Below are 9,888 nucleotides of genomic sequence, written 5' to 3' on the forward strand. Positions count from 1 at the left end.
ATCAGCCCAAGCTTTCAAAGATTACTCCATCTCTAAGGTTTGCACAGAACAGCCCCGTGGCTGCTGACCTTTGATGACATTCCCCATGCACCGCGGTGCGCCTGTTTTCATCCACCGATTCACACAGGCAAACGCAGCCATCCCTGATGCAATTAAAAGCCGGTGCTGCAGTAGCGCCATGCGGTGATTGCCATCAACAATCGCCGCAAATGATGCGGCGATTAGATTAAAAAACACCGCATAGCCTCAAGGCAGCTCCCAATCTGTCCATAGCGGCCACGTCAGGGTGTGACAAGGCGCGCTCACAGCGGGCTTTGTCATTTGCACGTTTGGAGAAAATTTCAGAAATTTAGAGAACCTAACGGTTGATCTTTCGCAGTTCAAGTCGCTCACATTCGCATTGGCTCGCCCCTGATTTATCTCGCCCCACCCGCATTGCGCGCACCGGCTGCGGTTGCCTGCACAAATCCGCCCAAGCATCACAAGCATCGCATCCATTGGGTTCAGTGGCGTAACGTGGGCCGCTCTCCAGCTGCTTCAACGCCATCTTCCGTAGCAATTAAAACAATAGCTGTCATCGCTTATAAATAAAGGTTTTTAGATATTTTTATATCGTAAAACCTTTGCAGTTAAGCCTTGGCAGCTATTAAAACAACTCAATCGCCAATCACATGGCCCTTGGGCTCAGTTGTACTCAATCACGTAGTTAATCGTTCCATCGGCTTTGCCAACTTCGACTTTGCTGTTACCAATACGCTCATAGCCCGCCTCAAGCGGCAGGTTGTACCGCTCTCCGTCAGACGTGGAGTGCTGCCAATCCATATTCAGCGCACTGCCAACGTTAAAGGGCAGTTTCACGCCGTTGCTGGTCACTGCAATTTCAACACCTGTTGCACCGCCCGGCGTAAGGCGCAGCCTGCCCGGGCCATTGTTGCTGCCCTCAAAATAAACCTTGACCGGCAACTTGGAGCCCGCCGGCAACCCGGTACACACCACATTCAGCCAGGAGCGACGTGTTTGGCGCTTCGGCAAATCTGATACATGGACTTTGCCCAATGGAAAATCAATGATTGGATCCCCAGTACAGCCCGAGAAATACTCGCGGGTGGTCAGCTCAACAGTGCTGTTGCCAATAAAGGTAATGGCCGTCCAGTCGTGGTATTTGCCAAAAACCTTGAAATTCAGACGAACCTGTCCCGGCTGAATGTGGTGTGCCGTGCGAATGAATTCCAGGTTGAAGTTTCTGAGCCCAAACGTCGCGAGCGGTGCGTTTTTCCTGCTCGCACTGAAAGGAACAGTTTCTCCCCCCGAACCGGCCGACCTGAGCCTGAAACCTATGCCAGACAAATTGGTGCTGTACACATCGCTGTAGCCGGGCTCCAGCTGGGCACCCTCCAGCCAATATGACATAGTCACATTCGGCACTTTGTCGAGCGGACACTTGAGGTCAGGCATCCCTCTGAAGGGGTAGCTCAAAAAGAAGTGCCCCATCGGTGCACCAATGGGCACCAGCCTGAGATCTTGTGTTGAAGGGAACCCACCGTAGTTGGCGGTACGAGAAGCCGTGTCAGGCTGCGCAGCCGGTGGTTGCTCCAGCCAGTAGCATCCGGCACTGTTTTGAGCGCTGGCGCTCAGGGCCATGAACAGCGTTGCAGCGGCAAGAAGAAGTTTTTTAATCACAGGGGGGCTCCATGGTCAGCCCGGGCATTGCCACAGGTAACGCTTACTTGGTCATAGGTCAGGGCACTGTCCTTGGCCGGCAAGGTGTAGGGGGCTAAGCAGCTTTCATCGCCCCAGTGCACAGTCACCCAGCCGTCATCCTTGATGCCAAACACCAGAGCGCGCGACTGGTTGTCAATCACCGCCAGCACGCTGCCCGTGTCATCTTCTACGCGGGCACCAAAAGGCAGTTTTTCGCCATTGACCGTGGCCAGAACAAACTGCACACGCCGGCCCGAAGATGCGTCAAAGCTGGCCTTGACCACGGCACCGCGCCGCGGCACAACGAACTGCGATGTTTCACGCACGTCCACGTCGGCACTCAGCGTCTGCGTGTCAATGCCGATGCTGTTGTAGCGGTAAGGCTGCGCATAACTTTCAATGGCGTAGCCAGACTTGTTGGTGCGAGAGACGGCGCCGTTCACGCCCACGCCCTCTACGCCGGGCACTTCCACCAGCACAAAGGTTTCGCCCACCGGCTGGCCAAAGGTGATACCGCCCGCATGCGCCACCACCGAGCCAGAGGCAGACACATCCACGTGGCGCGATGCACCAGATTGCGAGTAGTTGCCCGCCAGCTTGGCCGCCGGAATATTCCAAAGCACACCAACGCCGCCAGAGCGCTGGCTGTCTGCCGAACCGGCCTGCGCCGAGTAAGACAGCCGGTTGTCATCGTCCAGGTAGCCCGACACCCCAGCCTGCAGCATCTCGCGGCCGTTGCTCGACCGCGTCATCTGGCTGTACAGCCGCTGCGAGCGTGACCCCAGGGGAATACTCACGCCTATGGCAAGCTGGTTTTCAGGCTTGCGCGAAGAATTGGTATTTTTCGTGCGCAATCCCGAGATGTTGAAGCTGATGCCTTTGTAGTTGCCGTTGTAGCCCAGCTGCGCACTCTGGGTTTTGCCCGCACGGTCGCGGTAGCTGGTTGCGCTCACACTGGCAAACAACGAGCCATAGCTGCCCAGTGGCTGATTCAGGTTCAGGTTGAGGCGGTTTTTGGGGCGGTTGCTGAAAAACGGGTGCAGGTCAGAGTCGTTGCGCGCCTGAATATGCTCGCGCACCGTGCGATAGCCCACGGTGGAATAAAGGTAGCCCGCCATGGTGAAGGCCGTGTTGGTGAGAGAAAGCGTCTTGGAGTACAGCAGGCGCGTACTCTGGCCCGTGGTGGTGTTGTGGCCATCGCCTCTTCGAGACTGGCTGTTGGTGACGTCCAGCGACACACCACCCAGTGCACTGTTCAAACCCAGTCCCAGGTTGAGGGCGCGGTAGCCGCTGGTACTTAAAAAGCCGCCAGAAACCGTCAGATTGTTGGTGGCGCCATACACCGCTGTGGCCTGCAGCAGTTGGGGTGCCTTCAGGCCCTCGGCGTCGTACTTCCCCACTGACAGGCTGTACCGAAAGGCACCCTTGCGCACCATCACCGGCAGGTGGGAATAGGCTTGCGTGAATGAGCGCTTGCGGCCATCGGATTCAATGATCGTGACCTCAAGGTCGCCGTTGGAGCCACCGGGGTAAATATCGCGAATCTCGAATGCGCCCGGAGACACGGTGGTGGAGTAGATGACGTAGCCGTTCTGGCGCACTTCAACCGTGGCGTGCGTTTCGGCAATGCCATGCACCACTGGCGCATAACCGGCCTGGTCATCAGGCAGCATGCCAATGTCTGAGGCAATCTGAACCCCGCGAATGCGGCTGCTTTCAAAAATATCGCTGTGGGTATACAGCTACCCGATGGCAAAACGGCCCTTGAGCAAAGTGACATCGCGCTCCACATAGGTGCGGTTGCTGGTAAAGCGGCGCGCGGCACCCGTGCTCTGGCTGAGAGATGCATCATTGCGCAGGCGCCATGGGCCCATGTTCAAACCATTGCGCATTCCCAGATAGGCGTAGTCACGGCTAAAACTGTCACCGCTGTTGCGGTTAACCGTCCACTGGTAGTTGCTGAAGGCTGCGGTCACGCCGTCATCCCACAGGGAGGGGTCCACGTAGCCCCGCGAGTTACGGCGGATGTATGCCTGAGGCACACTGAGGTACAGGGCGAGCTTGGAGACATCCATGTCAACAACAGCCCCCTCAATGCGCGCCAGCGTGACGGCCTCATCGTCACCGCTGCTTTGCGCCACGATGCCTTCTTTTTGCAGCCGTTCAATGTCCACCCCCATCTCACGCAACAGGCCCACACTGAGCACCGGTTCAACCTCTGAGCGGTTGTCTGCCGCGCCAAAGTAAATGTTCTGGCGGCGTACCAGGCGCTGGTTCAGGTAAAGATCGACGATGTAGCTGCCAGGCAGCATGCCGTTGGACTTTTCGAAAAAGCGCAGATCCACATTCGCCCCCTTGTCTTTGAGGAACATGGGGTTGAACTGAATGGCGTTCGCGGGGGAGACGCCCATCAGGCACGCTACAGCCAGATAAGGCAGGGGCACACCGGTTTTCATCCAGATGCGCTGCGTTCTGGGTGTTTTATTGATTGTGCTCATCGGTATGCAATGCAGTGAGGGCCCGCCAAAGCGGCGCGTTCTGCGCGCTGAGGCAATTGCCGCATCAAGAGTGCGAAAGCAATAAAGCAGTGGATACAGCATCAGAAACGAAGCAAGGCCTGGTGCTTGACCAGCCCCCCGTAGTCATTGATAGATTCCCAGTGCACCTGTGCATCACCACTGAGCGTGGCGGGCAGCTGGGTAAACGTCATGCGCTCGGTGCCCTGAGGCGCAACCATGGAAGGAGCCACCTCATACTCTTTCTCATCAACAACGATGCTGACCTTGCCGAAAGAGACGTGGAAAGCGGAGCCATTGCTGGCCAGCAGCGCAGGAGAGCCCGAGGTCTTCTCGACACTCCAAGTCAGGTTGCGCGCAGCTTCGTCCGCTGTGCCCGGCAGATCTTTGGGGCGGTAGAACAGCTTCAGCCGCTGGCGGATAGCGATCTGCAGGCTGTTCTCAGACGTGCTGACCTGGGGAATTTCTTGAACGTTCAGCCACATTACGGACTCACGGTCCTGCGGCAGGCCAACGCCCTGATAGAAGATGCGCAGCGTCTGCTCTTTGCGGGGGCCCAGGCGGGCCAGCGATGGTGTGATGGCAAACGGGACATCGCTCTCCGCCTGATTGGGCATAGCCTCAATCCACGACTGAATCATGATGTCATCGGCACCTTGATTGCGCACCTGAAGCGCGGCCTCTTGTTGCGTGGCGGGAAAGATAACCCTTGTTCCACCAACCTGAATGCCAGCCATGCCTGTTGCGGCGTGCGCCCAAAATGCCAGCACCAGATATGTGCGTAAAAAGAATTTGATATTCATTAGCGGCTCGCTGAAACCTGGGGCATCAGAGCGGCCAACACCACCTGGCAAATCGCAGATTTGCGACTGAGACGAGACGTGAAGCCGCAGGCAGTACAGGCGTACGACAAGGCGAAACAACGACGTATCAGAGGTGGTATCAGCGGCTCTGAAAGCCCCCTTGGCACGACTTAGTCGTAAGTCAGAGTGAAAGGCAAAGTGCCGCCGGCTAAGCCTACTTCGACCGTTTGGCCGTTGCCCACATACGAAGCACTCATGTTCATCGTGGCGGTGTATTTATTATTACCACCAGTACCACCAGCAGCAGCAGTCAGCGCTGCGGAGTATTCCTTACTACTATCAGACAGGTTAATGAGCTGGTTCGATCCGTCGTACAGACCAATACCCACACCAGTTGCGGCACCTGTGGTTTTCAGAAGGCGGGTATCGTGCGAGTCGATACCCGAGCCGCCAGAGGTGGGATCAAATTTGAACTTGACGGTTGTCAGGCCTGTGGAAGAGTTGCTGCAATCAAGATTTATCGCAATCGGTACGCTCTTGACCTTATTACCGGTACCCGCATCCGTAATGGCGCTCATTAAGACCTTGCCCAGCTTCACTGGGACGCTGTTGCCGGCACCCCCGCCTGTCACCTCGCACGAACCAGAGATGATTTCACCGGTGAATTCAATTTTTCCATCAGGATCCGCCGCCATTGCGGTACTGGTCAACGCGCATGCGGCGCAGGCAGCCATAATAGTCTTTAATTTATTCATGAGTTTAAACCTCCATAATATTCGCTGTTATTGGCGATCAGGAACTCTAATACCATTAATCAAATAAATGAACAAGAAATTTCTTGGTAATAAGCGAGATCCCTCTTGAATCCATCTTATTAATAGGATTTAAAATATTACTTTTTTATAATCAGAAGAATAAATAGACAAATAAATACCATCAAACAATATAAAACAATATTCGGAATAATTTAAAACAGGCGCTTTCCGAATTCATTCAATTGATTAGAATAATTTATGCCAGCAATTGAACATCACTCAAAAATAAAAATTAAACAGCGCAATATAAATATTGAATTAATATAAAAATTACATGCAGCGTGAGTGATTCATTTCACCGCCCGAGATTTCTTCAGGTGGTGCACGGCTTTCAACATATTTTCAAGAGCTACGAATGAAATTTCGTACAACGAAACAATTTGCAGCATGAACACGCCTTCTGACCGCAACTTGCCATGACGCATCCGAGATGCAATCAAACGCAGCCTCCGCACCAGCATTCAAAGACGATGCCCCCAACTCTGGTGATGGGCCTGAGCACGCAATGCCCTCAACGGGCAGCATGTTTGCGGTCACCCGGGCCATGAAGGTGCTGGATGCTTTTGCGCTGGGAGAGTCTCACCTGACGCTGGCCGAGCTGAGCCGGCGCTGCCCATTGCACAAGACCACCGCACTGCGTATTGCACGCACGCTTGCACAGTCTGGATACCTGGTTCAGCGTGAAGACGGTGATTGGCGTTTAGGCCCTGCAGCAGGCTGGCTGGGAGCGCGTTACCAGGCTGGTTTTGATGTGCAAAACGTGCTGGAGCCCGCACTGCGCGCGCTCACCATGGACAGCGGAGAAAGCGCCGCCTTCTACGTCAGAGAAGGCAACGTCAGAACCTGCCTTGTGCGCGTGCAAGGGCCGCAAGCGCTGCGCCATCACGCACGGATGGGTGAAGGCCTGCCGCTGGACAAGGGGTCTCCAGGGCGCGTGATACCTGCTTTTTCTGGAGCGCCCGGCGAGCTCTATGAGGCCATACGCCAGCGTGGTTTTCACTGGTCGATTGGAGAAAGCGAGCAAGGCGTGGCAACCATTTCTGCCCCCGTTTTTGGCAAGCACTGGCGGCTTCTGGGTTCCGTGTGCGTGTCGGGCCCGGCTTCACGCCTGCCGCAGCAAAAATTGGAAGAAATGGCCCCCACTGTGATTGCTGCAGCCAACCAGCGTTCTGATGCATTGGCCGGAAATACGGGCACAACCGCGCCCCTAGCCAGAGAAAGCTATTGGCACCCGTGATGGTGTCTGCACCCGCTGCTCTCAGCGAGGGCTGACCGGAGCGCGCCAGTCAAAGGTTTGCGGTAGAGACAGGGCCTGAGAAGTACGCTCCCCCGGTCGCATACCTCGGTCGCATACCTCGGTCGCATACCTCGGCCGCATAGCCCGGCGCATCCCCCGATGAGCAGTTGCCATGTACTGAAGATGCAGAGCGCCAGATGCTGGCGCGCAGTTGCAGGCGCTAGGCATGGGGTTCGTGGGGCCAGTAGTGGCTGTCCGGCAGGGCGCGAGCGCCAAAGATGGCCTGACCGACGCGCACCACCGTAGCGCCTTCTTCGATGGCGATCTCGAAATCCCCGGACATGCCCATGGACAGCTCTTGCAGCCCGATGCTGGCGTGCACGCTCTGGCGCAACTGCTCGCGCAGGTTGCGCAGCCGCACAAAACACTGGCGCACGCGTTCCGCATCGCTGGAGAACAGTGCCAGTGTCATCAGCCCGCGCACGCGCAGCGCAGAGAACGCGGGCAGCTGTGTGTGGCGCCAATACTGCTGAATCTGACGCGTCTGTATCCGCAGCTGAGTATCGATCTGTCGTTTGGCGACCGTACAGTCGATCTGATCGAGGAGGGATTTGACCTGGCCATACGCATAGGCCCATGCATGGCATTCCTCTCAATGGCTTGCTCCCACTTCTTGCGGGCTCACTGGCCGGTCAGCGTGCGAGAAAGTCTTGAACCATATTGTTGAAGACTTCGGCGTGCTCCCACTGTGCCCAATGGCCGCACTGACTGAACACGTGGAATTCCGAGTTGGGAATGCCCCAGAGCAGGCGCAGGCCGATGTCCAATGGCACAAAGCGGTCGTCACGGCCCCAGATGATCAAGGTCCTGGCCTTGATTTCAGGCAGGCGCGCGCCGTAGTCGCTGAACTGCTTCGGGTTGATCTGGGCGCTCTTGACGAAGTTTTCGAGGTGATCACGGCGGGCCAGGATATTGCTCAGACGCTGCTGATAGAGCTCTTCGGTCAGGCTGCTGGTGTCGTACACAAACACGTTCATCATGCGCTTGAGGTTCTCCACCGTGGGGTCGCGGTACAGCGCGCCGATGAGCTTGATGCCTTCGGCGGGCATGGGCACGAGGGCGCTGGGTCCGCCGGTGCCGCCGCCCATGAGGATGAGCTTGCCCACCATCTCGGGATGGGCCAGTGCAAAGCCCACGGCGCTATGACCGCCCATGGAGTTGCCGATGATGTGCACCTTGGCGATGTCCAGCGCGTCCAGCACGCCTTTGAGGCAGCGTGCGTTCAGATCCGAGCGCGAGCCTGTGCTGACGATTGTGTCGCTTTTGCTCCAGCCGGGGCAGTCCAGCAAAATGACACGGTATCCCGCGTCCACCAGCGGTTCGATATTGCGGTGGAAGTTGGCCCAGCCGCTAGCGCCTGGGCCGGAGCCGTGCAGCATGACCACGACTTCGCTGCCGGAGCCGACATCGTTGTAGTGCAGCCTCAGGGGCTGTCCCGCTTCGGTGATCGTGACAAAGCGACTGCTGGAGGCTTCCGTGTTGGGGGCGTTCATAAATGACTCCGTGAAGGCGGCAGCCACGGCTGGCTGACCGCGAAGAGGGTAAAAGATCAGAGGGAGGCGGCTTCGCGTTGCCTCAGCAGGTCCAGCGCGACGTCGACAATCATGTCTTCCTGACCGCCGACCATGCGGCGCTTGCCCAGCTCCACAAGGATGTCTACGGCCTTGAGTCCGTATTTGGCGGCAGCCACTTCAGCGTGACGCAGGAACGAGCTGTAGACCCCGGCATAGCCCAGTGCCAGCGTCTCGCGGTCCACGCGTACCGGACGGTCTTGCAGCGGGCGCACGATGTCGTCGGCCGCATCCATGAGCTTGTACAGATCGGTGCCGTGGTTCCAGCCCAGGCGCTCCGCGGCTGCGATGAATACCTCCAGCGGAGCATTGCCGGCGCCAGCTCCCATGCCGGCCAGGCTGGCATCCACGCGGTCGCAGCCTTCTTCCACTGCCACGATGGAGTTGGCCACGCCCAGGCTCAGGTTGTGGTGGGCGTGCATGCCGGTCTGGGTTTCCGGCTTGAGGATGTCCTTGAAGGCCCTGAAGCGGTCGCGCACATCGTTCATTCCCAGGGCGCCGCCCGAGTCCACCACATAGCAGCAGGTAGCGCCGTAGCTCTCCATCAGCCTGGCCTGTTCGGCCAGGGCCTTGGGTGAGGTCATATGACTCATCATCAGAAAGCCCACGGCTTCCATGCCCAGCTGGCGGGCGTACTCGATGTGCTGGCGGGACACGTCGGCTTCGGTGCAGTGAGTGGCTACCCGCACCACGCGCACACCGGCTTCATAGGCTGCCTTGAGGTCGTGGACGGTGCCGATGCCCGGCAGCAGCAAGGTGGTGATCTTGGCGTGCTTGACCACGCTGGCCACGGCCTCTATCCACTCCAGGTCGGTATGGGCACCAAAGCCATAGTTGAAGCTGGAGCCTTGCAGGCCGTCTCCGTGAGCGACCTCGATCGAATCGACCCTGGCCTCATCCAGTGCCTGTGCGATCTGCCTGGCCTGCTCCACGCTGTACTGGTGACGAATGGCGTGGCTGCCGTCGCGCAGGGTCACGTCGGAGATGTAGATTTTCTTGGTTTGCGTCATGGTGTGTCGTCTCCTCAGGCTGCCACGGCGAGCGTCGCCAGCATGCGCTCGGCCATATGCTCGGCGGTTCGCAGGCCGGCGCTGGTCATGATGTCGAGGTTGCCGGCGTAAGCGGGCAGATAGTGGGCCGCACCCTCAACCTCCAGAAAGATCGCGGTTTTCAGGCCCGTGAGGG

7 protein-coding genes and 4 pseudogenes are annotated in these 9,888 nt (G+C 57.6%); 2 read left to right on the forward strand and 9 right to left on the reverse strand.

All coding sequences use genetic code 11. From position 1 onward, the window contains the following. Positions 1-684: 684 nt before the first annotated feature. From CTATCC11996_RS24600 to CTATCC11996_RS09575, 5 genes and pseudogenes are all read right to left on the reverse strand, one after another. A complete protein-coding gene (locus tag CTATCC11996_RS24600; protein ID WP_003075537.1) occupies positions 685-1,680 on the reverse strand; it encodes a fimbrial protein in 996 nt (331 codons plus the stop codon). Next, positions 1,677-2,003 (reverse strand): FimD/PapC C-terminal domain-containing protein, encoded by a 327-nt coding sequence (locus CTATCC11996_RS26235; protein ID WP_259348455.1) that lies wholly within the window; start codon positions 2,001-2,003, stop codon positions 1,677-1,679. The genes CTATCC11996_RS24600 and CTATCC11996_RS26235 overlap by 4 nt, the downstream gene beginning before the upstream one ends. Beyond that, positions 1,980-4,301, reverse strand: a pseudogene (locus tag CTATCC11996_RS26240) (fimbria/pilus outer membrane usher protein); the annotation flags it as partial. The gene CTATCC11996_RS26235 and the pseudogene CTATCC11996_RS26240, both read right to left, overlap by 24 nt. Next, complete coding sequence (locus CTATCC11996_RS09570; RefSeq protein ID WP_003075538.1) at positions 4,301-5,020, reverse strand: fimbrial biogenesis chaperone; 720 nt, start codon at positions 5,018-5,020, stop codon at positions 4,301-4,303. The pseudogene CTATCC11996_RS26240 and the gene CTATCC11996_RS09570, both read right to left, overlap by 1 nt. Positions 5,021-5,190: 170 nt before the next feature. After that, positions 5,191-5,775, reverse strand: coding sequence for a fimbrial protein (locus CTATCC11996_RS09575; RefSeq protein WP_003075539.1), 585 nt, complete (start codon positions 5,773-5,775; stop codon positions 5,191-5,193). A gap of 565 nt (positions 5,776-6,340) precedes the next feature. On the opposite strand from CTATCC11996_RS09575, the gene CTATCC11996_RS09580 reads away from it, so the two are divergent. Next, entirely contained in the window at positions 6,341-7,072 is a 732-nt protein-coding gene (locus CTATCC11996_RS09580; RefSeq protein ID WP_034348627.1) for an IclR family transcriptional regulator, read from the forward strand. Between the two features lie 220 nt (positions 7,073-7,292). Here the strand turns inward: CTATCC11996_RS09580 and CTATCC11996_RS09585 are convergent. Next, positions 7,293-7,583, reverse strand: a pseudogene (locus CTATCC11996_RS09585) (alanine racemase); the annotation flags it as partial. Here CTATCC11996_RS09585 and CTATCC11996_RS26245 point away from each other — a divergent pair. Then, positions 7,575-7,709, forward strand: a pseudogene (locus CTATCC11996_RS26245) (LysR substrate-binding domain-containing protein); the annotation flags it as partial. The pseudogenes CTATCC11996_RS09585 and CTATCC11996_RS26245 sit on opposite strands and share 9 nt — an antisense overlap. A gap of 55 nt (positions 7,710-7,764) precedes the next feature. Here CTATCC11996_RS26245 and CTATCC11996_RS09590 read toward each other — a convergent pair. The 3 genes and pseudogenes from CTATCC11996_RS09590 to CTATCC11996_RS25495 form a co-directional block, all read right to left on the reverse strand. After that, entirely contained in the window at positions 7,765-8,625 is an 861-nt protein-coding gene (locus tag CTATCC11996_RS09590) for an alpha/beta fold hydrolase (RefSeq protein WP_003075542.1), read from the reverse strand. Between the two features lie 56 nt (positions 8,626-8,681). Beyond that, a complete protein-coding gene (gene dmpG / locus CTATCC11996_RS09595) occupies positions 8,682-9,713 on the reverse strand; it encodes a 4-hydroxy-2-oxovalerate aldolase (RefSeq protein WP_003075543.1) in 1,032 nt (343 codons plus the stop codon). 14 nt (positions 9,714-9,727) lie between these two features. Continuing rightward, a pseudogene (locus CTATCC11996_RS25495) lies at positions 9,728-9,888 on the reverse strand (acetaldehyde dehydrogenase); the annotation flags it as partial.

It is taken from the genome of Comamonas testosteroni ATCC 11996, assembly GCF_000241525.1.
In the GTDB taxonomy this organism is placed as follows: Bacteria; Pseudomonadota; Gammaproteobacteria; order Burkholderiales; family Burkholderiaceae_C; genus Comamonas; species Comamonas testosteroni.

Bases quoted from the DNA above. Each gene is read 5' to 3' on its own strand.
- CTATCC11996_RS09570 (WP_003075538.1), bottom strand. From the start codon at position 5,020: ATGAATATCAAATTCTTTTTACGCACATATCTGGTGCTGGCATTTTGG.
- CTATCC11996_RS09575 (WP_003075539.1), bottom strand. From the start codon at position 5,775: ATGAATAAATTAAAGACTATTATGGCTGCCTGCGCCGCATGCGCGTTG.
- CTATCC11996_RS09580 (WP_034348627.1), top strand. From the start codon at position 6,341: ATGCCCTCAACGGGCAGCATGTTTGCGGTCACCCGGGCCATGAAGGTG.
- CTATCC11996_RS09590 (WP_003075542.1), bottom strand. From the start codon at position 8,625: ATGAACGCCCCCAACACGGAAGCCTCCAGCAGTCGCTTTGTCACGATC.
- dmpG (WP_003075543.1), bottom strand. From the start codon at position 9,713: ATGACGCAAACCAAGAAAATCTACATCTCCGACGTGACCCTGCGCGAC.